This window comes from Arthrobacter sp. 05L428 (assembly GCF_056397665.1).
In genome coordinates, this window is the sequence record NZ_JBFTNW010000001.1 from 602,780 (window position 1) to 627,697 (window position 24,918).

Genomic DNA, 24,918 nt, shown 5'->3' on the forward strand with positions numbered 1-24,918 from the left:
AAATCCAGACATGGCAAAAGTACTTGTATTCATCGATACCCCGGGCCAGGCGCTGAAGAAGTCCAGCCTGGAGCTGCTCACCATCGCGCGCTCGCTGGGTGAGGCCGTGGTGGCGTTCAACGGCGAACTGCACGACGACGTCGCCGCCGAGCTGGCAGCCTACGGAGTGGGGGAACTCTACGTCCCCGCGGCAGCCGACCTCAACGACTACCTCGTCGGGCCCAAGGCGGCGTTCCTCGCGGCCGCGGCCGGAACCTCCGGGGCCACCGTGGTGCTGGCCGAGAACTCGGCCGAGGGCAAGGAGGTCGCGGCGCGGCTGGGGATCAAACTCGGCGCCGGTGTGATCACCGACGTCGTCGCGGTCGACCCGGACGGGACCGCGCACAAGTCGGTGCTCGCCGGCTCGTACACCACCACGGCCAGGGCCACCACCCCGGTGGCCGTGCTGACCGTCAAGGCCAACAGCGTCGCCCCGGAGCCGGCCGCCACGGCCACCGCCCCGCAGCCCGTCACGGTCGACCTGCCGGCGGACACCACAGCCGGCGCGGCCCGGGTGACCGCCCGGACCGAGAAGGCCGCCAGCGGCCGCCCCGACCTCTCCGAGGCCCGGATCGTCGTGGCCGGCGGCCGGGGAGTGGACGGAAACTTCGGACCGCTTGAGGACCTCGCCGACGCCCTGGGCGCGGCCATCGGCGCGTCCCGCGCCGCCACGGACGCCGGCTGGATCGGCCACGACGCGCAGATCGGACAGACCGGCAAGACCGTCTCCCCGCAGCTCTACATCTCAGCCGGCATTTCCGGCGCCATCCAGCAGAAGGCCGGCATGCAGACCGCCAAGGTGATCGTGGCGGTGAACAAGGACGCCGAATCCCCGGTCTTCGAGATCGCCGACTTCGGCATCGTCGGCGACCTCTTCCAGGTGCTGCCGCAGGCCACCGAAGAAATCAAGAAGCGCAAAGGCTGACCATTGAGCACCAACGCCCCCGCGGCACAGAGCCCGTTCGATCCGAACCACACCCGGATCGAGCGGGTGCTTTGTTTCACCGCCCACCCGGACGACATCGACTTCGGCGCCGCCGGCACCATCGCCGCGTGGACCGCCGCCGGAGTCCAGGTCAGCTACTGCATCATGACGGACGGGGACGCCGGCGGCTTCGACCCGGCGAAGCGCGACGAAATCGTCCGGCTGCGGACGGAGGAACAGCAGCGCGCCGCCGCGCTCGTCGGCGTGAGCGATATCCACTACCTCCACCAGCTGGACGGCTACCTTGAGCCCTCGCACGAGGTCATCCGCGAGGTGGTGCGCCTGATCCGCCGGCTCCGTCCCGACGTCGTGCTCGCCATGCATCCGGAACGGAACTGGAACCGGATCCAGAAGAGCCATCCGGACCACCTGGCGGTGGGGGAGGCGGTGACCAGGGCTGTGTACCCGGCGCTGGAGAACCCCTTCGCGTACCCGGAGCTGGCCGCGGCCGGGCTGGAGGCCTACAAGCTGCCTTGGCTGTGGCTCTTCGCCGGACCGGAGGAGCGGGAGAACCACTTTGTGGATGTCACCGGGAACGTCGAGGAAAAGCTGGCGGCCATCCACATCCACGCCAGCCAGCACCCCGACGTTGACGCCATGGAACGCACCGTCCGCGGCCTCATGCTCGCCACCGGGGAACGCGGCGGCCTCGCTCCGGGCCGGAGCGCCGAGGCGTTCCACGTCGTCGCGGTCAACGGCCCGGGAACCATCGCCGGCTTCTAGTGTTGCCCGAGCGTGACCGCTGCCATATGCTTGCCATTGTTTAAATCATATTTATTGATGGAAGGCAGACTTTAATGGCGAAGACTGCGCAGCACCCCGTCCTGGTCATCATGGGCGTCTCAGGCTCGGGCAAATCCACCGTGGCCGGCCTGCTGGCCGGGCGGCTGGGTTGGGACCTCGCGGAAGGCGACGACCTGCATCCGGCGTCCAACGTGGCCAAGATGCACGCCGGCCAGCCGCTGACGGACGAAGACCGCTGGCCCTGGCTGGACACCATCGCCGCCTGGATCCGGGAGCACACCGCCGCCGGGACCCCCGGCGTCGTAACCTGCTCGGCCCTGAAGAAGCGGTACCGCGACGTCCTGCGCGGGGAAGGCGTGGTTTTTGTCTTCCTCGAAGGCAGCAAGGACCGGATCTCGGACCGCCTCGCCTCCCGGCACGGCCACTTCATGCCACCGGCGCTGCTGGAATCCCAGTTCGACGCGCTGGAAGCCCCCACCGAGGACGAAAACTTCATCACCCTCTCCGTAGGGGCAACCCCCGCGGACGAAGCCCAGGAAATCATCGACCGGCTCCACCTCAACGGCGCCGACGCCGCCGCGCGCTAACCGCGCGCCGGTCACCACCCCCTTATTCCAGCTAGGAAAACGTTTTGAATTCTCTTACAGCAATGCAGCTTCCCGCTGCCCTCGAGGCCTGGACCGGCCACGACACCCAGCTCCTGGTGGTCGCCGGCCTCGGCATCGCACTGATCGTGGTGCTGATCGCCAAGTTTAGGCTCCACCCCTTCCTCGCGCTTGTGCTGGGCTCGGCCTTTGTCGGACTGGCCTCGGGCGTGGAACTGCCCAAGATCATCAGCAACTTCGAGGACGGCGTGGGCGGCGTCTTGAAGGAGGTCGGCCTGCTGATCGCCCTCGGCGCCATGCTGGGCAAGCTCCTGGCGGACTCCGGGGGAGCCAACCGCGTGGTGGACACGCTGCTCGCCAAGGCAGGCGGTAACCGGGTGGTCTGGTCCATCACGCTTGTCGCGGTGATCATCGGCCTGCCGATGTTCTTCGAAATCGGCCTCGTGCTGCTGCTGCCGGTGATTGTCCTGGTCACGCAGCGCTCCAAAATGCCGCTGATGCGCATCGCCATCCCGGCGCTGGCCGGATTGTCGGTGCTGCACGGCCTCGTGCCGCCGCACCCGGGTCCGCTGATCGCGATCAGCGCCGTCAAGGCCGAGCTGGGCACCACGCTCGCGCTCGGACTCCTGGTCGCCATCCCCACCGTCATCATCTGCGGGCCGCTGTTTTCCCGGCTCGCCGCCAAATGGGTGCCGGTGGGCGCCCCCGCCGTCGCGGGCGGCATCGACACCGAGCACGGCGCCGATCTCGAAGGCGTCAAGCGCCAGCCCAGCTTCCCGGTCACGCTGATGACCATCATCTTCCCGGTGGTCCTCATGCTGCTCAAGGCCGTCGTGGACATCATCTGGCCCGACGCCGCCTCGGCGCCGTGGATCCGGGTCTTCTTCGATTTCGTGGGTCAGCCGCTCGTTGCGATGACCCTGGCGGTCCTGCTCGCCATCGGCACCTTCGGCTACGCCGTCGGCTTCACCGGCAACAAGATCACCACCAAGATCGGCGCGAGTCTCGGCCCGATTGCCGCGATCCTGCTGATCGTGGGCGCTGGCGGCGGCTTCAAGCAGACCTTGATCGGCGCCGGCGTCGGCGACGCCGTCAAGAAATGGGCCGAGGGCGCCAACATGTCCGTGCTGGTCCTCGGCTTCCTCGTGGCCGTGGCGCTGCGCCTCGCCACCGGCTCCGCGACCGTGGCCACCGTGACCGCGGCGGGCATCGTGGCACCGCTGGCCAGTTCCCTTTCCCCGACCCACGCCGCCCTGCTGGCCCTTGCGATCGGCGCCGGCTCGCTCTTCCTCTCCCACGTCAACGACGCCGGGTTCTGGCTGGTGAAGGAACTCTTCGGCCTCAGCGTCGGACAGACGTTCAAGACCTGGTCCGTGATGGAGACGCTGATCTCCGTGGTGGGCTTTGCCTTCGTGATGCTGCTCTCGCTGGTCATTTAGCGGGCGGCACAACAAAAGCCGCGCAGGCCCCGGGCAATCGGGTCCTGCGCGGCTTTGTCGTTGTCAGATACTAAGCGTCAGCTACTAAGCGCCCAGCGGCGCGGAGGCCACGGTCGGCATGGTGGGCGTCTTAGAGCCGCCCGCCGGCTCCACCGTGATGCCCAGGGCCGCGGCGGAGCCGATGCCCGTGACGACAGCAGGCTTTGACAGCGCCTCCGCGTCCATCAGGCCCTTGGAGACCGGAGCCGAGCCGTCCTTCGGGATCAGCCACATCTGGTAGACCTTGCCCGTCGGTGGAGCGGGAACGCCGTTCATCTTTACTACCGCGGCGTCCTTCGAGGACGAGAGCGTGAGCGAGGCCGTGCCGCCGCCGATCACGTCGATCGTCGCCTTGCGCACGTCGCTGGCCTGAAGCACCTGGTTCAGCGGGTCGTTCTGGTTGGCGACATACGCGCCCACCCCGACTCCGCCTACCGCGATGGCGGCAGCAGCGGCGACGCCGATCAGCCAGTTGCGCATGCCCTGGGGCCGGCGCCGTTCGTCACGGCGCTGGCGGGCGGCGCTGAGTTCGTCGGTGACCACAAGCCCCGGGTGTTCGCGGACCGGACGGGCCACCACCGGGGGAGCGGCAGGGCCAGGCCGCGCCTCGGCACCCGGCTCGGCGGCCTGCGCCGGCAGGGCCGCGACAATGCGGTCGAAGAGGCCGGCCGGCGGCTCCTCCTCCGCGCTAAAGCTCATCGTCAGCGTCTCTCGGGCCTGCCGGACACGCTCCTCGAACTCGGCGCGTTCCGCCGGCGGGGCCTCCGTGAGGTAGCGGTCGACGGCGGTGCGTTCGGCGTCGTCAAGGGCATGCAGCGCGTAAACCTCGGCGAGGTCGACGGCGCGGCCGGAGCTGAGGTCGCTGGCGATGTCGGCGGAAAAGCTGCCGGGCGTGCGGCCGCTGTTCTGAGGATTCATGTCATTCATCTCAACTCACCCCCAAACAGGTCTTCAGTCGGATCAGTCCGTCGCGGATGCGGGACTTAATGGTGGGAACGGCCGCGTTGAGCTTCTCGGCGACTTCCCGGTAGGTGAGCCCGCCGTAATAGGCGAGCCGGACGGATTCCTGCTGTGTGTCCGTCAGCGTCTCCAGGCAGCGGACCACTGCTTCGGCCTCGAGCTTGGTGCCGACCGCATCGGAAACGGAGTCGTGGTCGATCTCCTGGCTGCTGGCGCCGTACTTGGCCTCACGGTCGGTGGAGGACTGCGAGGACCGGACCTTGTCCACGGCCCGGCGGTGTGAGATGGTCATCAGCCACGCGAGCGGGCTGCCGGCGTCGGCGTTGAACTTGGCGGCGTTCTGCCAGACCTGGAGGAACACCTCCTGCGTGGTGTCCTCGCTGAGCTCCGTGTCAATCAGGACCCGGCGCGCCATGCCGAAAACGCGGCGCGACGTGAGCTGATAGAACTCGGCGAAGGCGGCCTGGTCACCGTTGGCGATCTGTCCGAGCAGGGCTCCCAGCCGGCGGTTAACGTCGGCTGAGGCGCTGGGGGGAGCGGCGGCCTCGGGATTCGGGGCATTCGGAGTTTCCATCACCCTCAAGCATAAGGTGCCAGCCTCCCGTCCGGGGCCAGAACGGACTTCGACCGTGCCGTGGTTGCCCGCAGCCCAACGGGCCGGGCGTCTATCCGCCTGCATTATTGTCACCTGCCGCTCCTCGCTCCCTTCAACGCTCGCCTGGATGGTCTCTCACAAACGATTCGGCGCGGCGGGAGAAACGGATGGGCGGGCTTCAGGGAAATTTGCGCCAGCGGCCTGATCCGGATCCAGCGCCGCAAGCCCCAGGTACTACAGCTTGGCGCCCGCGAAGCCCTGCTGACGCCAGGCCTCGTAGACAGCAATCGACGCCGCGTTGGCCAGGTTCAGCGAACGCAGCGCCGGCAGCATAGGCAGCCGGACGCGGGACGTCACATGCGGGTCGTGCTTGAGTGCCTCGGAAAGGCCCACGGATTCCCGGCCGAACATCAGCACGTCGCCGGGACGGTAGCTGATGTCCGTGTAGGAGGTTTCGCCGTCGGAAGTGAAGGCGAAGACCCGCTCCGGCTGCAGCGCTTCCCAGGCCGCGTCGATGTCCGGGTGGACGGTGACGACGGCGAGGTCGTGGTAGTCCAGGCCGGCGCGGCGGAGCTTGGCGTCGGAGAAGTCAAAGCCCAGCGGCTCCACGAGGTGGAGTTCGGCGCCCGTGATGGCGGCCAGCCGGATGGCATTGCCGGTATTGCCGGGGATTTCGGGGCTGTGGAAGAGGATGCGGAACACGCTCCCATCCTAGCGAGCCGGCTGGCCGCTAATGCATTCCGCGCAGCAGCCTGGCCAGCACCGGTACGTTGACGGTGTTCGGGGCGGGCCCGGAACTGAGGAACTGCTTGAGGCCGCGGGCCAGCCCGGCGGCGTTGACCACCTGGACGAGCTCTTGGCTGTCGCCGCGGTCGCGGGAGCGGCCGTGCCGGTCGATCACCGGTTCGTGCAGGTTGCCGTCGGTGCTGTGGACGACGGTCCAGCCGGTGACGTTCAGCTCCGGGAAGATGTCCTGCATCCGGCGCACCACATGGGCCAGCTGCGGCGGGGCGATGGATCGGCCGCCGTGGTTCAGGGTGCTGCCGTTCCAGGCGTAGGCTCCCGGCGGCAGGAGCATGGAACCGATGATGGCCAGCCGGTAGCCGGAGACCAGCACATGGTCGATGTGGCTGTTGTCCGCGGGGGACTGCAGACCATTGATCAGCCGGGCGGCCGGGATGGCAGGCAGGATCTGCCGGGTGATCAGCTGCACCGTCCGCATTTCGCGCTGGATGCGCGCCTCAGCGCCGAAAATGCCCCGCCGGCGGGGCATGCCGTGGACCTGCTGCCCGGCCACCGACGCCGGGATCAGCGGCACCTCACCGGCCGCCGCCACCTCTTCGAAGGAGGGAACGTAGACCGGGGGATCGGCGGCGGTGTTGCGCGGCGTGTTCGGACGGCGGACATGCGCGGACGCCCGGCTGCCGGCTGCCGGCGCGTCGAAGTGCGCACCTTCTTCGGCCGGGGCCGTGCGGCTGGAGAAGGCGGTCCCGCTGCCGTAGGAACGGTCGTAGTCGGCACGGCGCTTGGCATCGATGAGGGTCTCATAGGCCAGGGTCACCCGGCGGAAGGTGGCGGCGTCGCCTCCGTGGTCGGGGTGGGCCGTGCGGGCAGCCTTGCGGTAGGCCACCTTGATGTCCTTGTCCGTCGCCGTGACGGGGATCCTGAGGACCTGGTAATGCGAGCTGTTGCCCTGCGTCAAGCACGATTCCTTTGCGTCAGTGGAGCCGGTCCGGTCGGGGACCTCCGGCGTGGACAGTTTAACCGGCTGGGGGAATAACGAGCGTGTGGCCGTGGATGGTTCCCGGCGGCTGGCATAATTCAGCGCATGAAGATTGCCCTCGCCGTCAACCCGCGCGCCTCCTTTGGCCGCGGGCGGCATGCCGGCCGGGAAGCGGCCGAGTGCCTCAGCGCGGCCGGGGTCCAGGTCCAGCTGCTGTGCGAGGACAGCTACCAGCAGTTGTCCCAGGCCGTGGACAAGGTGCTCGCCGACGGGGTGGACGCGCTGGTTGTGGCGGGCGGCGACGGCATGGTCCACCTGGGTGTCAACGCGCTCGCCGGGTCGGGTGCCCCGTTCGGTGGGACTCCGCTGGGCATCATTCCGAGCGGAACCGGAAATGACATGGCACGCGCGCTAGGCCTGCCGCGGCACGACATCCCGGCGGCCGCCGCACGGGTGCTGGCTGCCCTGCCGTCGGGCGGCCGCCTGATCGACGCCGGCCGGGTGAGCTCCGGCGGCCGGACGCACTGGTTTGCCGGGGTGGTGTCCGCAGGCTTTGACGCCGCGGTCAACGAGCGCGCCAACGCGTGGCGCCGGCCGCGCGGCCAGGCCCGGTACAACCTGGCCATGCTGCGCGAACTGGCCACCTTTCGCGCCATCGAGTACACCGTGACGGCCGACGGCGAACGCTGGCAGCAGGGTGCCATGCTGATCTCGGTGGCCAACGGACAGTCGATCGGCGGCGGCATGAAGGTCGTGCCCGACGCCGTCCTCGACGACGGCTATCTGGACCTGTTCATCGTCCGGCCGTTGTCCCGCGCCGCTTTCCTGGCGGTGTTCCCCAAGGTGTTTTCCGGCAAGCACGTGGGCCACCCGGCCGTGGAGATCCGCCGGGTCCGGCGGGTTGAACTTGAGGCTGACGGCGTCGTCGCGTACGCGGACGGCGAGCGGGTCGGTCCGCTGCCACTGACCATCGACGTTGTGCCCGGTGCGCTCCGGGTCCTGGCGTAGGCAGGGTGACGGACATGGCGGGCCATGGCACGGCACGGTTCGGCGGCGCACTGCTGGCACTGCTGCCCCTGCTGGCAGGCTGCAGTGTGGGGGTTCCGGATCCCTCGGCGGCCAAACCGGTGAGCAGCGCTGCCACCGTCGCCACCCCGACCGTGACGCCGGGGTACGACGCCGAAGCGGTCGCTGCGCGCAGCCTGCCTTTCGGAGCGGGGGACCGCCTCGCTGCCGGCGTACCGGTCCGACTCTCCGACGGGCTGAGCGACGCCCCCGCCTGGAAGGCCGGCAAACAGGATGTGGCCGGCGCCAGCGAGTACCGGAAGGCCGACGGCTGCCTGGTCTCAACCAGGGTCCGGGTGAACCAGTGGCCGCTCGTCGTCGCCGGCGACGACAAGGCGTCCACGGAGGCCCTCTTCCACTACCTGGACCCCAGCATCCTGCCGTCCTACCTCAAGACGGCAGTCCTGCGCTGGGGCGGCGAACCGGACAAGCCGGGCCCGCGGGTCGAGGTACTGGTGCTCGAGGGCGGTAAGAAGGCCGGGAGCCGGGCGAGCGCCAGCTACGCCCGGCTCTTTGCCAAGGCAGGCTCATCCGTCTATGTCTCCGTGTCCTGCCCGGACGACGCGGCGCTCGCGGCCGCGCGGGCCGACATCGCCGCCCGGTTGGCCGTGCTGCCGCCGTCGTCCTGACCCGCCCGAAGCGGACAGGCCGGCGGCGGCAGGGGGCCGGCTAGTGGAGCTTCGCCGGCGAGAGCCGGTTCAGCGCCAGGGCCCCGACCAGCAGTCCGAAGTCGCGCAGCGCCACGTCGAAGTAGCTGCCAAGGACCAGCAGGTTGACGATGATGCCGAGCAGCCACACGGCGACCAGCAGGGATCCGAAGCGCGGGCGGACGGCCACGGCGATGCCGGCGATGATCTCGACGACGCCGACGACGTACATAAAACTCTGTGCCGACACCGGGACCACCGAGGTGGCCACCGGGGCGAGATATATCGTCCAGTCGGTCAGCAGGTTGGTGAACTTGTCCAGGCCGAAAATGATCGGCGCGACGGTGAAGACCGTGCGCAGCAACAGGAAGGCCTGCCGCTGGGAACCGGCTGCGACCGTCGGGGCCGGGGCCGCAAGGGCTGTTGAAGATTTCATCTTCTACTCCTTCTAAAATTGGGTAACTTGATTTTAGAATGACTGCAGGGGTTAAGCAATGGATCTTGTTTTTAGAGTTAGGCTGATGCCATGAACCGTTTGCCGTGGAGCCGCAGGATTGCCGCCGTCGCGTCCCTGGGGGATGAAAACCGCAGGCGGCTCTTTGACTTCGTCACCGCGGCGGATCAGGCGGTGGGCCGCGACGACGCGGCCGGTGCCCTCGGGCTGGCAAGGAGCACCGCGTCGTTCCACCTGGACCGGCTGGTCCGCGACGGCCTGCTGGCGGTGGAGTTCCGCAAACTCGGCGGCAAGGAGGGGCCCGGTTCCGGCCGGCCGGCCAAGCTGTACCGCGCGGCCGTCCAGGAGGTCTCGGCGTCCGTCCCGGAACGCAACTATGATCTGGCCGCCGAACTCCTGGTGACGGCGATTGAACAATCCGCGGCCGACGGCGGATCGGCCCGGACCGCGCTGCTGCAGGCCGCCCGGTCGCGGGGCCTGGCCGCGGGGGAAGCCGCCGGCACCGCCGACTTCGCGGAGCTGCTGACCGCCGAGGGGTACCGACCGGCGGACGACGGCGCCGGCGGGCTCGTGTTGCTCAACTGCCCGTTTCACCGGGTGGCCCAGGGCCACGCGGAGGTGGTCTGCGCCATGAACGGCGCGTTCCTGGGCGGGGCCGCGGCGGGCTGCGGGGTGGATCCGGCCAGGGTCGAAGCGCTCGACATCGAGGAACTCCGGGTGCAGGGCTCGGCTGCCCCGGCCCAGTGCTGCGCCCGGATCAGGCCGCTCTGAGCTTCGCCTGCCCCTTGATGCCGGTCAGCAGGACGCCGGCTACCACCATGATGCCGCCCGCGACCTGGACGAGGGTCAGGGGCGTCCCAAGCGCCACCGTGATGACGGCGGTGAAGACCACCATCAGGTTCAGATAGTTCCCGGCGGTGCCCGGCGGGGTGGTCTTCAATGCCAGGTTCCAGAACAGGTAGGCGCCCAGCGAGGGGAAGACCGCTATGTAGGCCAGCGACCAGCCCTCCGCCGGTGTCTCCGGCAACCGCACGTGCATGGCCAGCGCAAACGGTGCCAGCGTCACGGTGGCCATGGTGACCTGCACAGCGGTGGCGGCGATGGCGGGAATGTCCAGCCGGCGGGCGATGATCGTGTAGCTGCCCCAGACCACGATGGCGCCGATCATCAGGAGTTCCCCGGTGTTGATCGAGAGGCTGAATACCCGCTGCAGTTCGCCGCGGGTCAGGACCAGCAGCACGCCCAGCAGCCCGAGCCCGATGCCGAGCCAGCCGAGCCGGGTGGTCCTCTCGCCGAGCAGGAAAATTGCCATCACCACAATCAGGGCCGGGTTCGCCGCGGTGATCAGCGAGGCGTTCATCGCGGAGGTGTAGCCGAGCGCGCTGTACAGGAGCAAGGTGTAGCCGCTCATCCCCAGCGCGCTCAGCAGCAGCAGCACGGGCCAGCGGCGCAGGACCGCGCGCCAGTCCGGCTTTTCCACGAAGTGGGCCAGGGCCAGCAGCGGCAGGGCGGCCAGCGTCCAGCGCCAGAAGGTCAGGTCCAGGGGCGTCATTGAGGCGACAGCGGCCTGGCCGACGACGAAATTTCCGGACCAGAACAGGGTGGCCAGGACGAGGTAGAAGGACGCTTTCACCGCTTGAATGTACACCAGTGCCATCTCCTTCCGGCGTCGCCCTCCGGCGCCTTCCGGCGGCGCCGTCCCGCGCCTTCCGGCGGCGCCGTCCCGCGCCTTCCGGCGGCGCCGTCCCGCGCCTTCCGGCGGCGCCGTCCCGCGCCTTCCGGCGGCGCCGTCCCGCGGCGCGGAGCAAGCCCCCCACGGTAGAATTGGCGTGTGCCCGTATACCTAGACCACGCAGCCACCACGCCGCTCGCCGCTGAGGCGCTGGCCGCGCTGACGCGTGAGCTGGCCCGCACCGGCAACCCCTCCTCTCTGCACGGGTCCGGCCGCCGCGCCCGCCGGGCTGTCGAGGATGCCCGCGAGGCCCTGGCCGCGGCAGCCGGGGCGCATCCTTCGGAGGTTATCTTCACCTCAGGCGGCACGGAAGCCGACAACCTTGCCGTGAAGGGACTCTATTGGGCCCGCCAGGCCGAGGATCAGCGGCGGACCCGCGTTCTCTGCTCCGCCGTCGAACACCACGCGGTGCTGGACGCCGTCGAATGGCTCGAACGGCACGAGGGAGCCGACGTTCGCTGGCTGCCCGTGGACGCCGACGGCGTGCTGGACCTGGCCGCGCTGGAAGCCGAGTTGGCCGACGATCCGGCCTCGATTGCCCTGGTCACCGTCATGTGGGCCAACAACGAGGTAGGCAGCCTCCAACCGGTCGCGGAGGTCGTGCGGCTGGCGCACGCCGCCGGCGTGCCCGTGCATTCCGACGCCGTGCAGGCGTTCGGCTCCGTGCCGGTTGATTTCCGTGGGACCGGTCTGGACGCCATGTCCATCTCCGGCCACAAAATCGGCGGCCCGGTGGGCGTCGGCGCGCTGCTGCTGGGCCGCGCCGTTAAGCTGACCCCGGTCCAGCACGGCGGGGGACAGGAACGCGACGTGCGCTCCGGCACCCTGGACACCGCGTCGATCGCAGCCTTCGCCGCCGCGGCGGAGGCAGCCACCGGAAATCTGGCCGCCGAGTCGGCACGGATCTCCGCGCTCCGGGACCGTCTGATTGACGGCGTCCGCGCCGCCGTTCCGGAGGCCGTGCTGCGCGGTGCCCCCGGGAACGGCCGGCTGCCGGGCAACGCGCATTTCACCTTCCCCGGCTGCGAGGGCGACTCGCTGTTGTTCCTGCTGGACCTCGCCGGGGTGGAATCTTCCACCGGCTCAGCCTGCACCGCCGGCGTGCCGCGGCCCTCCCACGTGCTGCTCGCCATGGGCCTGGATGAGGACACCGCCCGGGGCGCCCAGCGCTTCACCCTCGGCCACTCCTCTACCGACGCCGACGTCGATGCGCTGCTGGCGGCCCTGCCGGCGGCGTACACCCGCGCCCGCCAGGCCGGCATGGCCGGACACGAGTCCAGCATCCAGACCGCGGGAACCGTCGCCCGCCAATCCGCCAACGGCTAGTCCAAGGACAGTAGCTGCTCCAGCGGGACGTCCGGATCCGCCAGCGAGTCCGGGCTGACGGAGGCGCGTGCAGTGATGAGTGCCTTGATGGCCTTTTGCGGCTTGTCGGACCGCGGCCAGTTGACGTTCATGCCTGCGACCACGCAGCCTTCGCGCTGCCAGAAGGCGAGGAATTCCTGCCGCTCCAGTGAACCCCTGAGCACGGGCGGGCCCTCGACCAGGCTGGGGAAGCCGGAATACTCCATGCTGACGTCGTACTGGTCCGTATAGAAGTAAGGAATGGTGTCCAGTGCGGCCTCCCGTCCGAGCATCGCCCGGCCGGCGACCTTCCCACCGTTGAGCGCGTTGGACCAGTGCTCGCTGCGGTGGTGCCCGCCGGTGAACGGATGCAGGGCGTTGGCGACGTCGCCGGCGGCAAAGACTCCCGGAGCCGAAGTGCGCAGCGACGCGTCCGTGAGGATCCCGTTGTCCAGGGCGATGCCCGCGGCTGCGGCGAGCGATGTCTCGGGGACGACGCCGACGGCGATGACAACCAGGTCGGCGGCCAGGATTTCGCCGGCGTCGGTGCGGACGCCGGTGACCCGGCCTTCGACGCCTGTGATGGCTGCGGCCGACGCCGGCAGCCGGAACCGCACGCCCCGGGACTCATGCAGCGAGCGGAAGAAGGCGCCCAGTTCGGGGCCGATCGCCGCGGCCAGCGGCACCTGCTCGAGGCCCAGCAGGGTGACGGAGTTGCCATACGAGTTCGCGGCGGCCGCAAGCTCCATTCCGATCCAACCCGAGCCGACCATCACCACGTTCCGGCCGCCCGCGGAGAGGGCATCCCGGAGCCGGCGGCTGTCGTCGAGCGTCCGGAACGTCATGACGCCGTCGAGGCTGCTGCCGGGCAGCGGAATCGAGCGCGGACGTGCCCCCGTGGCCAGCAGGAGCGCGGAATAGGGTAGCCGGCTGCCGTCGCCGAGGGTCACCGTGCGGGCTGCGGTGTCCAGCCCGGTGACCGGAGCGCCCAGTCGGAGGTCGACGTCGTTCTCCCCGTACCAGCCGGCCGGAACCACCGGGAGGGCGTCTTCGCCGTCCTTGCCCAGGAGATATTCCTTGGACAGCGGCGGCCGCAGGTAGGGGGCCTGCGCCTCCTCGGCGAGCAGCGTGACCGGGCCCTCGAAGCCCTCCACCCGCAGGGTCTTCGCGGCGGTGGCGCCCGCCAGCCCGCCACCCACAATCACGATGTTCTCGACAGCCATCTCGCGCGTCCCGTCTGGGCTTTCGCCGCCTTTGTTCTAAAACCGCTAATGCTGACGTTAGAAGCGCGGCAGACTGCCGTCAAGCCTTTTTGGGGCAGGAATCGGCGTGGCGATAGAATCGGTAGGCGGGCGCTGTGTTATTCCTCTGCCCGCGGACCTCCCGATTCCTAGAGAAAGCCAGCATGCGAGTTCTTGCAGCCATGAGCGGCGGCGTCGATTCAGCCGTTGCCGCAGCCCGCGCCGTCGAGGCCGGCCACGACGTCGTCGGGGTCCACCTCGCCCTCTCACGCATGCCCGGAACGCTGCGCACCGGCAGCCGCGGCTGCTGCACCATCGAGGACTCGCGCGACGCCTGGCGGGCGTGCGACGTGCTGGGCATCCCGTACTACGTGTGGGACTTCTCCGAGCGATTCAAGGAAGACGTCGTCCAGGACTTCATCGACGAATACGCCGCCGGCCGCACGCCCAACCCGTGCATGCGCTGCAACGAGCGGATCAAGTTCGCCGCGCTGCTGGAGAAGGCGATCGCGCTGGGTTTCGACGCCGTCTGCACAGGCCACTACGCCAAGGTGATCACGGACGCCGACGGCAACCCCGAACTGCACCGCGCCGCGGACTGGGCAAAGGACCAGAGCTACGTGCTCGGCGTCCTCACGCACGAACAGCTGCGGCACTCGATGTTCCCGCTCGCGGACACCCCCTCCAAGGCCGAGGTCCGCGCCGAGGCCGAACGCCGAGGGCTGTCCGTGGCCAACAAGCCCGACAGCCACGACATCTGCTTCATCCCCGACGGCGACACCGCCGGCTGGCTGGCGGAGAAGATCGAGATGACCACCGGCGACATCGTGGACGAATCCGGTGCCAAGGTCGGCGAGCACCCGGGCGCAAACGCCTTCACCGTCGGCCAGCGCCGCGGGCTGAAGCTGGGCACCCCGGCCGCCGACGGCAAGCCGCGCTTTGTGCTGGAGATCCAGCCCAAGGAGAACAAGGTGGTCGTCGGCCCCGAGGCCCTGCTCGCGATCGACGAGATCCGCGGCATCAAGGTGTCCTGGGCCGGGCTGCCGATCGCGGAGATCGCCACCGGCGAGGAGTTCGACTGCTACGCCCAGGTCCGCGCCCACGGGGACCCGGTGCCGGCGACCGCCCGGATGGAACACTCCGGAGGGTCCGGCGACCTGGTGGTCACGCTGGCGGAACCGCTCCGCGGTGTCGCCCCCGGCCAGACCGTGGTGCTCTACCAGGGCAGCCGGGTCCTTGGCCAGGCCACCATCGACGCCGCGCGGTCGCTCCAGCGGGCCGCCCTCTAACCGCCCTCGACGGGCCGCGTCTTCGCTTCGGCGGGCCGGTCCGCCGATTCCAGGAGCGCCGCATGCCATTGGCCTGCGGCGCTCCTGCCTTTAACCGTCGCCCGGGCGCGGGACATGTCCATTCTTCGCGGCCACGAGTGGGCACTTCGGGTATATGTCCACTCCCGGGCTCGGGCGCGGGACATGTTCGTTAGCGTGCACCCCGCGCAAGCATCCCGCGCGGGGCATGTCCGTTCGTCGCAGCCAGGAGTGGGCACTTAGGGATTATGTCCACTCCCGGGCCTCGGCGGTGAGCATGCCCGTCCTCCGGCTAGAGCGCGGGCCATGTTCGTCTTCCGGCTAGAGCGCGGGACATGTCCATTCTTCGCTGCCACGAGTGGGCACTTCGGGATTATGTCCACTCCCGGGCCTCGGCGGTGAGCATGCCCGTCCTCCGGCCAGAGCGCGGGCCATGTTCGTCTTCCGGCTAGAGCGCGGGACATGTCCATTCTTCGCGGCCACGAGTGGGCACTTCGGGTATATGCCCAGTCCCTGGCCCGGGCGGTGGGCATGTCCGTTCCCGAGCCCCCGCCGCCGCAGGCCGCACCGAGTCCGGGGTGCCGAAGATCCGGGCGAAATCCCGAAGAATGCGATAACTTCCGCCGGTTCGTGTAAATTTTGTGTCTCAACTCACAAGATGTAGCGATTCGCCCGTGGTCTTCTGGTTGAATCTAGGAATCAGGACAGGTGCTGCCCAACGAGTCAAGCTACTTCGGGCTGCGCACTAGTACTCATCGAACAGAAAGTTCACAGATGGCAATGAACAAAAAGGCCCTGCAGAGCGCCATCGCGCTTGCCGGGGTTTCCGCCTTTGCACTGACGGCCTGCACCGGCCCTACCGGCGGCGGAACGTCCTCCGGCAGCGCCGCAGGCGGAGGCAGCATTACGTACGGCACCACGGACAAGGTGGTCACCCTCGACCCGGCCGGCTCCTACGACGCCGGCTCGTTCATGGTGATGAACCAGATCTACCCGTTCCTGATGAACTCGAAGCCCGGAACGGCTGACTCCAGCCCGGACATCGCCGAGTCCGCGTCCTTCACGAGCCCCACGGAATACACCGTCAAGCTCAAGTCCGGCCTCAAGTTCGCCAACGGGCACGCGCTGACGTCCTCGGACGTGAAGTTCTCGATCGACCGCGTCATCAAGATCAACGACGACAACGGCCCGGCCTCCCTGCTGGGCAACCTCGCCTCGGTGGAAGTCAAAGACGACTCCACCGTGGTCTTCAAGCTCAAGGAAGGCAACGACCAGGTCTTCCCGGGCGTGCTCGCCGCGAACGCAGGTCCGATCGTCGACGAAGAGGTCTTCTCCGCCGACAAGCTGATGAGCGACGAGGACATCGTCAAGGGCAAGCCTTTCGCCGGCCAGTACACGATCGAGAGCTACAAGAAGAACGAGCTCGTCAGCCTCAAGGCCAACCCTGACTACAAGGGTCTGCTCGGCAAGCCGGCGAACGACAGCGCCACGATCAAGTACTACGCGGACTCCAACAACCTCAAGCTCGATGTCCAGCAGGGCAACATCGACGTCGCCGGCCGCAGCCTGACTGCGACCGACGCCGCCGACCTCGAGAAGGACTCCAAGGTCAAGGTTCACAAGGGCCCCGGTGGCGAACTGCGCTACATTGTCTTCAACTTCGACACCATGCCGTTCGGCGCCAAGGCTGCCGACGCCGACCCGAAGAAGGCACTCGCCGTCCGCCAGGCGATGGCAGACATCGTCGACCGCGACGCGATCGCCAGCCAGGTCTACAAGGGCACCTACCTGCCCGCGTACTCCGTCGTCCCGGACGGCTTCGTCGGCGCCATCAAGCCGCTCAAGGAAATGTACGGCGACGGCAACGGCAAGCCCAGCCTGGACAAGGCCAAGAAGGCCTTCAGCGACGCCGGCGTCACCGCCCCGGTCACGCTGAAGCTGCAGTACAACCCGGACCACTACGGCAAGTCCTCCGGCGACGAGTACGCCATGATCAAGGAGCAGCTGGAAAAGTCGGGCCTGTTCAAGGTCGACCTGCAGTCCACCGAGTGGGTCACCTACTCCAAGGACCGCACCAAGGACGTCTACCCGGTCTACCAGCTCGGCTGGTTCCCGGACTACTCCGACGCCGACAACTACCTGACCCCGTTCTTCGTCCCGGGCAACTTCCTCAAGAACCACTACGAGAACGCCTCCGTCACGGCGCTGATCAAGAAGCAGCTCACCACCGTTGACAAGACCGAGCGCGAAAAGGTGCTTGGCGAGGCCCAGACGGCCGTCGCCAAGGACCTCTCCACGCTGCCGCTGTTGCAGGGCGCCCAGCTCATGGTCGCCGGCAAGGACGTCCAGGGTGTCGAAAAGACCCTCGATGCGTCCTTCAAGACCCGTCTTGGTGTGATTTCCAAGTAGGTCCATTCCCCATCCGGTCCTGACCAGCCAAGGAGGCGGGGCGCCTGCGCGGCGTCCCGCCTTTCTTGCTGATAGCAGGACAACCGATTCCGGAAGCCCACGAAGCCGACGGAAACACAAATTTAGGTACCAATGACAACACTTATTGAGGCGCCGCCCAGCGACGCCGACGGCCTATTGCCAACAAAGAAGAAGGCGTCCGGTGGGGGACTGGGCCAATACATCCTGATCAGGTTCCTGCTGATCTTCCCGACCATTTTCATCCTGGTCACACTCGTATTTTTCCTGATGCGCATCACGGGCGACCCGATCACGGCCGCCCTCGGCGGGCGGCTCCCGCCGGAACAACTGGCGGAGCGCATCCACGCGGCCGGCTACGACCGGCCCATCTTCGTGCAGTACTTCGAGTACCTCGGACAGCTCATTACCGGCAACTTCGGCACCACGCTCTCGGACAACCGCCAGGTCTCCGAGATGCTGACCACCTATGGTTCGGCAACGCTGGAACTGTCCATCAACGCACTGCTCGTGGCACTGCTCGTGGGCATCCCGCTGGGCATGATCGCCGCGCACCGCCGCGACAAGGCGGCCGACGCCGTCCTGCGCATCTTCGCGATCCTCTGCTACGCCACGCCCGTCTTCTTCGCCGGCATGCTGCTCAAGCTGACCTTCTCGGTCTGGCTCGGCTGGCTCCCGGTCGCCGGCCGCGCCAAAACCTCCACCGAACTGGCCCTCACCGCGCTGCAGGCGCCCACCGGCATCTACTGGCTCGACGCGGTCCGCAGCGGCAACATGGCCGCACTCGGTGATGTCACCGCGCATGCCGTGCTGCCCGCCGTCGCCCTTGGGCTGCTGACGGCCGGCATCTTCCTGCGACTGGTCCGCACCAACGTGATCGGCACCCTCGGCAAGGACTACGTGGAGGCCGGCCGCTCACGCGGCGTCAGCGAATTCCGGCTGGTCACCAAGCACGCCTACAAGCCGGCGCTGATCCCGATCATCACCGTGATGGGCCTGCAGATCGCGGTCATGCTCGGCGGCGCCGTGCTGACCGAGACCACCTTTGAATGGAAAGGCCTCGGCTTCCAGCTGGCGACCTACCTGACGGCCCGCGACTTCGTGGCCGTGCAGGGCATCGTGGTGCTACTCGCCGTGATCGTGGCCGTGACCAACTTCATCGTGGACATCGTCGCCGCGCTGATCGACCCCCGCGTGAGGTACTGACATGAGCATCGAACCAACCATTGCCGCAGAAAGCCGCCGGGACCCCTGGTACCGGCGCCTGCCGGTCGTCTCCCACTTCAACAAGAGCGTCGGCCTGCAGCGGGGCATGCTCGTCACCGGGCTGATCCTGACCTCGCTGTTCCTGCTGACCGCCATCTTCGCCCCGTTGATCGCACCCTTCGGCTTCTCCCAGATCTCCGACGCCGACGGCAGCTTCCCCGCCCAGCAGGCACCCGGCGGCAAGCACCTGCTCGGCACCACCGTGGGCGGCTATGACGTGTTCTCCCGGGTCGTCTGGGGCGCGCAGACCGCCGTCATGGTCATCATCGTGGCCGTCATTATGTCGATCTTCATCGGCGTCATCCTCGGCCTGGTCAGCGGTTACATCGGCGGCTGGCTTGACCGGATCCTCGTCGTCGTCGCCGACGCGGTGTACGCGTTCCCTTCCCTGCTGGTCGCCATCGTCATGGCAATCGTGATCAGCGGCGGGCGTTCCAGCCTGTGGGGCGGCATCCTGGCCGCGGCGATCTCGATCACCGTGGTCTTCATCCCGCAGTACTTCCGCGTCATCCGCGCCGAAACCATCCGGCTCAAGGCCGAACCCTTCGTGGAATCGGCCAAGGTGGTGGGCGCATCCAACATCAGGATCATGACCCGCCACATCTACAAGAACGCCACCCGCACCCTGCCGCTGATCTTCACGCTGAACGCCTCCGAAGCCATCCTCACCCTCGCGGGCCTGGGCTTCCTCGGCTTCGGCATCGAACCGACTTCGGCCGCCGAATGGGGCTTTGACCTCAACAAGGCGCTGGCGGACACCACCTCCGGGATCTGGTGGACCGGTGTCTTCCCGGGCCTGGCCATTGTCCTCACCGTGGTGGGGCTGACCCTGGTCGGCGAAAGCATCAACGACCTCAACGACCCGCGCCTGCGCGGCCGCAAGAAGGCTGCCTCCGGCAAAGCCGGCCCCGGCACCGGCGGACCCGGTTCCGCCGCCCAGGCAGCGCACTCAGCAGAAGTGAGCAGTTCATGAGCACCAATATCGGTTCCGTTTCAGACCAGCACGCCCGCGGCGCCGGGCCCGTGCTGGACATCGACCACCTCAGGGTCACCTTCGCCACGGACGCCGGGGACGTCTATGCCGTGAAGGATGTCAGCCTCGAGGTCAACCCCGGCGAAGTCGTCGCCATCGTCGGCGAGTCCGGCTCCGGCAAGACCGTCACCGCCAAGACCATCCTGGGGCTGCTGCCGGAGACGGCGATCAGCTCCGGCGCAGTGCTGATCAACGGCAACAACGTGATCAGCGTCAGCGCCTCGAAGCTGCGGGAAATCCGCGGCCGCGACGTGGCCATGGTGTTCCAGGAGCCCTCCACGGCGCTCAATCCGGTCTTCACCGTTGGCTGGCAGATCGCCGAGGGCATCCGCGCCCATGCCGGGCACGGGGGAACGGGCCGGGTCAGCGCCAAGGAGGCCAAGGCTCGCGCCATCGACGCCCTGCGCAAGGTGGGCATCCCGGATCCGGAAACGCGGGTCAACTATTACCCGCACCAGTTCTCCGGCGGCCAGAAACAGCGCGTCGTCATCGCCGCCGCGCTGGCGCTCAACCCGGGCCTCATCGTCGCTGACGAGCCGACCACCGCACTGGACGTCACCGTGCAGGCGGAAATCCTGGAACTGTTGCGCGACCTGCGCGACCAGTACGGCACCTCGATCGTGCTGATCACGCACAACATGGGCGTCGTGGCCGACCTCGCCGACCGCGTCGTCGTGATGTACCAGGGCGACGTCGTCGAGGAGGCCAGCGCTCGGGTGCTCTTTGCGGAACCGAAGCAGGACTACACGAAAAAGCTGCTGGCCGCCGTCCCGCACCTGGGCCGGAACTCCGCCTCGGCGGGCATGACCGAACGCGCCCACCAGGGCGGCAAGGTACTGGTCGAGGCGAAGAACCTCACCATCGAGTACCCCGGCCGGCTGGGCAGCCCGGCGTTCAAGGCCGTGGACGGCGTGAACTTCACCCTGTCCGAGGGCGAGGTCTTCGGCCTCGTCGGCGAGTCCGGCTCCGGCAAGACGACGATCGGCCGCGCCATAGCGGGCCTGAACAGGACCACGGGCGGCAGCCTCAAGGTGCTGGACTACGAGATGCTCAACCTCAAGGAGCGCACCTTCAAACCGCTGCGCAAGCAGATCGGCTTCGTGTTCCAGGACCCGGCGGCGTCGTTCAACCCGCAGCTCACCATCGGTGACTGCATCGCGGAGCCGCTCATCATCCACACCAAGCCGACGCCGGCGCAGGCACGCCAGCGGACCCGGGAGCTGCTCGAATCGGTGCAGCTGCCGGCGGCTTACGCGGACCGGTACCCGCACGAGCTCTCCGGCGGCCAGCGCCAGCGCGCCTCGCTGGCGCGGGCACTGATCCTGAACCCGAAGCTGCTGATCGCCGATGAGCCGACGTCGGCGCTGGATGTTTCGGTGCAGGCGAAGGTGCTGGAGCTGTTCAAGGACATCCAGGCCGAATTCGGGTTCGCCTGCCTCTTCATCAGCCACGACCTCGCCGTGGTGGACATCCTCTCGCACTGGGTCGGTGTCCTGTACAAGGGCAAGATGGTGGAGCAGGGCCTTGGAAACCAGGTCATGGGGCACCCGCAGCACGACTACACCAAGAAGCTCATCGCGTCGCTGCCGGTCCCGGATCCGGACGAGCAGGCCCGGCGTCGTGAGGAGTTCCGCGCGGTTCTCGGAGCCTAGCAAGCGGCCGCGCCTGCCCCGCCTGGGGCGAGGGCTGGCCGCACCAAGGGGCATGCCCGCCGTTCACTGCGAACGGCGGGCATGCCCGCTTAACACCCCGCGGGATTTCCGTGCCAGCCCCTAGACTGGACGAATGACCGAGCAGAACCAGCACCTCCCTGACGCCGATTCCTACGACCCCACGGCCAGCTCGCTGGCCGGGCACGTGGATCCCGCGGTGATGGCGGAACTGCTCTCCATCCGCTCCAGCATCGACAACATCGATGCCACCCTGGTCTTCCTCCTGGCCGAGCGCTTCAAGGCGACGCAGAAGGTCGGCTTCCTCAAGGCCGCGCACAAGCTTCCCGCGGGGGATCCCGGCCGGGAAACGGCACAGATCGCGCGCCTGCGCCGCCTCGCCGCCGAAGCCCATCTGGACCCGGCGTTCGCGGAAAAATTCCTGAACTTCATCATCGGCGAGGTGATCCGGCACCATGAGGCCATCGCCGAGGACCATGAGGCGGCCGCGCACCGGGGCACGGCTGCTGCGGACCCCGGCGTTTCCGCCGAGGCGTAGCCGTGCCCGTACCCGTTTCCCCCGGCCAGGTCACGGCCACCGCACTCGGCCCGTGGCCGGGGGAGGACCCGGTCGAAGCTGCCCGCATCATCCGCGGCGAGCTCGGCAGTCCACACGTTCCCTTCCTCGCCGAACTCCCGGACCGAGGCGTGGGTTCCGACGCGCTCGGCCGGACGGCGTCGCTGCTGGAGGGCCTCGCCGTCGACGTCCAGCCTTACGGCTGGCGGCTCGTTGACCGCCCCGGCAAGGACCTCATGCGGGCCCGTTCGGCGCTGTCCACCGACATCAACGTCCTCGCCGACGTCGTCGGGGCCGAGGACACGCCGGCCGCAGAGCTCAAGATCCAACTGCGCGGCCCGCTCAGCCTCGCCGCCGGACTGCACCTGCACAACGGGGAGCGGGCCCTCCTCGACCACGGCGCCCGGCGGGACCTCGCGGCCTCGCTGGCAGCCGGTGTGGGCCCCTACCTGCGCAAGGTCGCCGCCGCCGCGCCCGGAGCCGGCCTGGTGGTGCAGCTCGACGAACCGGACATCGCCGCCGTGATGGCCGGCACCATCCCCACCTCCAGCGGCTACCGCACCCTGCGCGCGGTCGCCGGTTCTGAAATCACCGAGTCCTGGCGCCTCGTCATCGATGCGCTGAGGGCCGCCGGCGCGGCCGAAATCGTGGTCTCCGTGCCTGAAGTCGAGGCGCCCTTCGACCGGATCCTCGCCGCCGGTGCCGACGGGATCGCGGTGCCGCTGCGTGCACTGACCTCCCGCCAGTGGGAACAAATCGCGGCAGCCGTGGAGTCCGGGAAACGCTTCTGGGCCGGGGCGCTGCCGGTCGACCAGCCGGCCGCGGCGCTGCCGCGCGTGCCCCAGGCCGTCGAAACGCTCTGGCTCCCGTGGCGCCAGCTCGGCCTCCCGGCCACGGCGCTGGGCACCGTGCGGGTGACGCCCTCCGCAGGCCTCGCCGGACACACCCCGTCGTCCGCGACGGCGGTGCTGACCCGCCTGACGCAGCTCGCTGACGGCCTCAACCAGCTGGCGCTCGGCTAAGACCTAGACGCGGCTTTCCCAACGCTCGGGCCGGGCCCTCTCCGGCAGGTAGCCCGGCGCCAGGGCATCCGCCGGGTAAGGCTCAAGCCGGTAGTCGAAGTGCCCGGCGTAGACCAGCACCAGGCCGATCTGGGGCTGGATCACCTTGACCTGGATCCGGTGCCGGCCCTCGTCCGGCTCCCACCATTGCTCGGCATAGGCCTTGGCATCCAGGGCGTCCGGCAGCGGGATCCGCAGCGGCCCCAGGAACAGCCGGGAGGCCTCGGAGACGCCCCGCAGCCGGCCTTCCGGGGTGACGCTCAGATTGAGGTCGGTGACCAGCCTGCGGTAGCGGCCGACGTAATCAACCAGCCGCGGGGTGCCCCCGGAGGAGTCCGTGCTGGTGGTGTCTTGGAAGATCCGGGTGGTCTGCGGGAAGAAAATTTCCCGGCGCGCGGTCAGGCTGGAGCGCCCGAACGGGTCCAGATGGGCGTGGTTCTCGATCCGGAACCTGATGCCCTCGCCGTATTCCGGGAAGAACGCCTGTTCGCCGGTCGCGAGCCGCAGCAGCGGCCGCAGCCAGCGCTGCCGGCAGCCGACGACGTCGAAGACGCCCTCGCCCACCCCGTAGTGCCCGGAGCCCGGGGCGAGCGAGAAGTACTGCTGCAGTTCCGGCTGCAGCCGGGAGAATTCGCGTCCCAGGCCGAGCTGGTAGATGGGTTCGTAGCTGGTCACGGCATACTCCTTGGGGTCACAGCCGTCCGGCGGCCTTCAATCGAATGTACGCGTCCGCCAGCGCCGGCGGCAGCAGGGATGGCTCGGCATCGACTACTTCAGCGCCGGCCTGGCGCAGCTGGGCGCTGACCGCCTCGCGTTCCAGCAGGGCCCGCTCGGCCGCCGCGGCCCGGAACACCCCGCTGGCGCTCGAACGCTCCTGCTGCATTTCGCCGAGCATGGGATCGCGGACCGAGGCCACCACCACCACGTGCTGCTGCGCGAGCAGGGCGGCCATCGGCAGCAGCCCCTCTTCGGGCGCGCCGCCGTCGAGCGCGGTGAGCAGCACCACCAGGGACCGGTGCGCGGAAACCGAGCGGATCTGGGCCGGGATCTGTGACCAGTCGAGTTCGATGAGTTCGGCGTCGAGCGGGACCATCGCCTGGACCAGCTGTCCCAGCAGGTTCCCCTTGGCTGCCGACCCGGCCCGCGCCCGGAGCCTGCGGTCGAAGGCGAGGAAGTCCACCCTGTCGCCGCCCCGTTCGGCAAGGACAGCCAGCAGCAGCGCCGCCTCGATGCCGGTGTCCAGCCGCGGCTCGTCCGCGATCCGGGCTGCGGCCGTGCGCGAAGTATCCAGCAGGATGACGACGCGGCGGTCGCGCTCCGGCCGCCAGGTGCGGACCACGACGGCGGAGCGGCGGGCCGTGGCACGCCAGTCGATGGAGCGCACGTCGTCGCCGCGGACGTAGTCGCGCAGGGAGTCGAATTCGGTGCCGGCGCCCCGGATCTGGACCGCCGCCTTGCCGTCGAGCTCCCGCAGTTGGCGCAGCTTGGACGGAAGGTGCCGCCGCGCGTGGAACGGCGGGAGCACCCGGAGGGAACCGGGGCAGGGCAGGGTGCGTTGCCGTGCGGCAAGGCCCAGCGGGCCGAAGGCGCGGACCGTGACATGCGCGGCGCCCAGTTCGCCGCGCCGCGTGGGCTGCAGCGTGACGGTCATCCGGCGGCGCTCACCCGCCGGTACGAGCAGGCGCTGGTTCGGGTTCTGCGCGCCGGCCGAGGGCTGCCAGGCGTCCCGGACCAGGCCGTGCAGGGCGCGGCGGCCGGCGTTGGCCACCGTCAGGACGGACTCCGCCGACCCCGTGAGCGGGACGCTGCCGGGATCGGTGCGCTGCACCGAGACGTGCCGCAGCGGTACCGCGAGGCCCAGGTCGAGCAGCGCGGCGGCGGCCAGCAGCAGGAGGACAACCCCTGCGGACTCCCAGCCGGGCAGGAGCACGGCGGGGACCAGGCCAAGCAGTGCCAGCAGCACGAAGCGTCCGGAAATCGCCATGG

Annotated in this window: 24 protein-coding genes; 15 read left to right on the top strand and 9 right to left on the bottom strand. The window is 68.9% G+C overall.

Going from position 1 to position 24,918, the window contains the following annotated elements:
• Positions 1-10: 10 nt before the first annotated feature.
• The 4 genes from AC1DH3_RS02870 to AC1DH3_RS02885 all read left to right on the top strand — a co-directional run bounded on the left by AC1DH3_RS02870 (position 11) and on the right by AC1DH3_RS02885 (position 3,812).
• On the top strand, positions 11-964 hold the full coding sequence (locus tag AC1DH3_RS02870) for an electron transfer flavoprotein subunit alpha/FixB family protein (protein ID WP_441417231.1): 954 nt from the start codon (positions 11-13) through the stop codon (positions 962-964).
• A gap of 3 nt (positions 965-967) precedes the next feature.
• Positions 968-1,747: a PIG-L deacetylase family protein gene (locus AC1DH3_RS02875; RefSeq protein WP_441417232.1), complete on the top strand. Its 780-nt coding sequence runs from the start codon at positions 968-970 to the stop codon at positions 1,745-1,747.
• A 74-nt stretch (positions 1,748-1,821) separates the two neighbouring features.
• Positions 1,822-2,355: a gluconokinase gene (locus AC1DH3_RS02880; RefSeq protein WP_441417233.1), complete on the top strand. Its 534-nt coding sequence runs from the start codon at positions 1,822-1,824 to the stop codon at positions 2,353-2,355.
• 62 nt (positions 2,356-2,417) lie between these two features.
• The gene (locus AC1DH3_RS02885) at positions 2,418-3,812 is read left to right on the top strand and encodes a GntT/GntP/DsdX family permease (RefSeq protein WP_476908838.1); all 1,395 of its coding nucleotides are present in this window, start codon (positions 2,418-2,420) and stop codon (positions 3,810-3,812) included.
• Between the two features lie 84 nt (positions 3,813-3,896).
• On the opposite strand, the gene AC1DH3_RS02890 is transcribed toward AC1DH3_RS02885, so the two are convergent.
• From AC1DH3_RS02890 to AC1DH3_RS02905, 4 genes are all read right to left on the bottom strand, one after another.
• A complete protein-coding gene (locus AC1DH3_RS02890; RefSeq protein WP_476908544.1) occupies positions 3,897-4,778 on the bottom strand; it encodes an anti-sigma factor in 882 nt (293 codons plus the stop codon).
• A 1-nt stretch (position 4,779) separates the two neighbouring features.
• Positions 4,780-5,385, bottom strand: a complete 606-nt coding sequence (gene sigK / locus AC1DH3_RS02895) for an ECF RNA polymerase sigma factor SigK (RefSeq protein ID WP_476908545.1) — start codon at positions 5,383-5,385, stop codon at positions 4,780-4,782.
• A gap of 255 nt (positions 5,386-5,640) precedes the next feature.
• A complete protein-coding gene (locus tag AC1DH3_RS02900) occupies positions 5,641-6,108 on the bottom strand; it encodes a tRNA (cytidine(34)-2'-O)-methyltransferase (protein WP_441417236.1) in 468 nt (155 codons plus the stop codon).
• A 28-nt stretch (positions 6,109-6,136) separates the two neighbouring features.
• Entirely contained in the window at positions 6,137-7,108 is a 972-nt protein-coding gene (locus AC1DH3_RS02905; protein WP_476892227.1) for a J domain-containing protein, read from the bottom strand.
• A 126-nt stretch (positions 7,109-7,234) separates the two neighbouring features.
• On the opposite strand from AC1DH3_RS02905, the gene AC1DH3_RS02910 reads away from it, so the two are divergent.
• Together AC1DH3_RS02910 and AC1DH3_RS02915 are read left to right on the top strand one after the other, a co-directional pair.
• Positions 7,235-8,137 carry a diacylglycerol/lipid kinase family protein gene (locus AC1DH3_RS02910; protein ID WP_441417238.1) on the top strand — a complete coding sequence of 301 codons (903 nt, stop codon included), beginning with the start codon at positions 7,235-7,237 and terminating at the stop codon, positions 8,135-8,137.
• 14 nt (positions 8,138-8,151) lie between these two features.
• Positions 8,152-8,823, top strand: coding sequence for a hypothetical protein (locus AC1DH3_RS02915; RefSeq protein ID WP_441417849.1), 672 nt, complete (start codon positions 8,152-8,154; stop codon positions 8,821-8,823).
• A gap of 40 nt (positions 8,824-8,863) precedes the next feature.
• Here the strand turns inward: AC1DH3_RS02915 and AC1DH3_RS02920 are convergent, their stop codons facing one another.
• A complete protein-coding gene (locus AC1DH3_RS02920) occupies positions 8,864-9,277 on the bottom strand; it encodes a hypothetical protein (protein WP_441417239.1) in 414 nt (137 codons plus the stop codon).
• A 90-nt stretch (positions 9,278-9,367) separates the two neighbouring features.
• Here AC1DH3_RS02920 and AC1DH3_RS02925 point away from each other — a divergent pair, with 90 nt between their 5' ends.
• Positions 9,368-10,066 (top strand): helix-turn-helix transcriptional regulator, encoded by a 699-nt coding sequence (locus AC1DH3_RS02925; RefSeq protein ID WP_441417240.1) that lies wholly within the window; start codon positions 9,368-9,370, stop codon positions 10,064-10,066.
• On the opposite strand, the gene AC1DH3_RS02930 is transcribed toward AC1DH3_RS02925, so the two are convergent.
• Positions 10,053-10,952, bottom strand: coding sequence for a DMT family transporter (locus AC1DH3_RS02930; protein WP_441417241.1), 900 nt, complete (start codon positions 10,950-10,952; stop codon positions 10,053-10,055). The two genes, AC1DH3_RS02925 and AC1DH3_RS02930, sit on opposite strands and share 14 nt — an antisense overlap.
• A 174-nt stretch (positions 10,953-11,126) precedes the next feature.
• On the opposite strand from AC1DH3_RS02930, the gene AC1DH3_RS02935 reads away from it, so the two are divergent.
• Positions 11,127-12,353, top strand: a complete 1,227-nt coding sequence (locus AC1DH3_RS02935; protein WP_476908546.1) for a cysteine desulfurase family protein — start codon at positions 11,127-11,129, stop codon at positions 12,351-12,353.
• On the opposite strand, the gene AC1DH3_RS02940 is transcribed toward AC1DH3_RS02935, so the two are convergent.
• A complete protein-coding gene (locus tag AC1DH3_RS02940; protein WP_476908547.1) occupies positions 12,350-13,594 on the bottom strand; it encodes an NAD(P)/FAD-dependent oxidoreductase in 1,245 nt (414 codons plus the stop codon). The two genes, AC1DH3_RS02935 and AC1DH3_RS02940, sit on opposite strands and share 4 nt — an antisense overlap.
• A 182-nt stretch (positions 13,595-13,776) precedes the next feature.
• Here AC1DH3_RS02940 and mnmA point away from each other — a divergent pair, with 182 nt between their 5' ends.
• From mnmA to AC1DH3_RS02975, 7 genes are all read left to right on the top strand, one after another.
• A complete protein-coding gene (gene mnmA, locus AC1DH3_RS02945) occupies positions 13,777-14,901 on the top strand; it encodes a tRNA 2-thiouridine(34) synthase MnmA (protein WP_441417244.1) in 1,125 nt (374 codons plus the stop codon).
• A gap of 792 nt (positions 14,902-15,693) precedes the next feature.
• Positions 15,694-17,328 (top strand): ABC transporter substrate-binding protein, encoded by a 1,635-nt coding sequence (locus AC1DH3_RS02950; protein WP_476892235.1) that lies wholly within the window; start codon positions 15,694-15,696, stop codon positions 17,326-17,328.
• A gap of 132 nt (positions 17,329-17,460) precedes the next feature.
• Positions 17,461-18,552 carry an ABC transporter permease gene (locus AC1DH3_RS02955; protein ID WP_441417246.1) on the top strand — a complete coding sequence of 364 codons (1,092 nt, stop codon included), beginning with the start codon at positions 17,461-17,463 and terminating at the stop codon, positions 18,550-18,552.
• Between the two features lies 1 nt (position 18,553).
• The gene (locus tag AC1DH3_RS02960; RefSeq protein WP_441417247.1) at positions 18,554-19,585 is read left to right on the top strand and encodes an ABC transporter permease; all 1,032 of its coding nucleotides are present in this window, start codon (positions 18,554-18,556) and stop codon (positions 19,583-19,585) included.
• Positions 19,582-21,297, top strand: coding sequence for an ABC transporter ATP-binding protein (locus tag AC1DH3_RS02965; protein ID WP_476908548.1), 1,716 nt, complete (start codon positions 19,582-19,584; stop codon positions 21,295-21,297). The genes AC1DH3_RS02960 and AC1DH3_RS02965 overlap by 4 nt, the downstream gene beginning before the upstream one ends.
• 133 nt (positions 21,298-21,430) lie before the next feature.
• Positions 21,431-21,853, top strand: coding sequence for a chorismate mutase (locus AC1DH3_RS02970; protein ID WP_441417249.1), 423 nt, complete (start codon positions 21,431-21,433; stop codon positions 21,851-21,853).
• 2 nt (positions 21,854-21,855) lie between these two features.
• On the top strand, positions 21,856-22,893 hold the full coding sequence (locus AC1DH3_RS02975) for a uroporphyrinogen decarboxylase/cobalamine-independent methonine synthase family protein (protein WP_441417250.1): 1,038 nt from the start codon (positions 21,856-21,858) through the stop codon (positions 22,891-22,893).
• A gap of 3 nt (positions 22,894-22,896) precedes the next feature.
• Here AC1DH3_RS02975 and AC1DH3_RS02980 read toward each other — a convergent pair whose 3' ends face one another.
• Together AC1DH3_RS02980 and AC1DH3_RS02985 are read right to left on the bottom strand one after the other, a co-directional pair.
• On the bottom strand, positions 22,897-23,607 hold the full coding sequence (locus AC1DH3_RS02980; protein ID WP_441417251.1) for a DUF4166 domain-containing protein: 711 nt from the start codon (positions 23,605-23,607) through the stop codon (positions 22,897-22,899).
• A gap of 16 nt (positions 23,608-23,623) precedes the next feature.
• Complete coding sequence (locus tag AC1DH3_RS02985; RefSeq protein ID WP_476892238.1) at positions 23,624-24,916, bottom strand: DUF58 domain-containing protein; 1,293 nt, start codon at positions 24,914-24,916, stop codon at positions 23,624-23,626.
• Positions 24,917-24,918 lie beyond the last annotated feature (2 nt).